Source organism: Vibrio sp. Vb0937 (assembly GCF_033338855.1).
On record NZ_JAWOTK010000360.1, the window covers coordinates 1 to 1,133 of the forward strand.

Below are 1,133 nucleotides of genomic sequence, written 5' to 3' on the forward strand. Positions count from 1 at the left end.
AACAAGTAATCGTGAGTGGAAACGAGTAGGAGAACAACATGAGTGGCTTACAGGAAACGCAATCAGCAGGTGCAAACGTGATTTTGCACGCCTTTGATTGGAAGTACGCTGACATTGCCCAACGAGCAAATGAAATCCACGAGCTAGGTTATGGATCGGTGTTGGTTTCGCCACCAATGAAAAGCGCCCACGATGAACGTTGGTGGCAGCGCTATCAACCACAAGATTACCGTGTTATCGACAACGCGCTCGGTGACACCCAAGACTTCATCTATATGGTTCGTGAGCTCGAACGCGTAGGCGTTTTGGTATACGCCGATGTGGTGTTTAACCACATGGCTAACGAAGCACATTTACGCCGTGATCTGCAATATCCTCGTCAGGACGTGTTAGATCAATACCGACAAGACGAACAGAAATACCAGTCTCTGAAGCTTTTCGGCGATTTATCCAAACCGCTATTTAGTGAAGAAGATTTTGTTGAAGCGTTTGGTATCAAAGACTGGAAAGATAAATGGCAGGTCCAAAATGGCCGAATTACAGGTGGGCCAACCGATCCTGGTTTACCAACCCTTCGGGTTTGTGAACATGTTGTCGAGCAGCAGCGAGCTTACCTAAAAGCATTGAAAGCGATAGGTGTGAAAGGCTTCCGTATTGATGCCGCGCAGCACATGACGCTTGAACACCTAAAACGCGTATGGACAGACGATATAACCCAAGATGTGCATATTTTTGGGGAAATCATTACCGATGGCGGTGCAACAGAAGAAGAGTATCAACTGTTTCTTGAGCCGTATTTACAAGAAACCCGTTTAGGTGCGTATGATTTCCCGCTGTTTTCGACCATCTTTAAAGCATTTTCAAAAAAAGGCAGTTTCAAGTCTCTGATTGACCCTTACTGTTTTGGCCAAGCGCTTTCAAACGGTCGAGCCATTACTTTTGTGGTGACGCATGATATTCCCAACAACGACGTCTTTCTCGACTTGATAATGGATGAAGAGGATGAGTGGATCGCTTATGCCTACATTCTTGGTCGCGATGGCGGCGTGCCTTTGGTTTATACCGATTTGGATACCAGCGGCATTAAGAACAAAAACGGAAAGCCAAGATGGAAAGACGCTTGGAATGATCCG

At 46.2% G+C, this 1,133-nt stretch carries 1 protein-coding gene; it reads left to right on the forward strand.

Going from position 1 to position 1,133, the window contains the following annotated elements; all coding sequences use genetic code 11:
- Window positions 1-38: 38 nt before the first annotated feature.
- Window positions 39-1,133 (forward strand): alpha-amylase family protein (locus R7P67_RS25720; protein WP_318086436.1); only part of this gene is annotated, 1,095 nt, incomplete at its 3' end.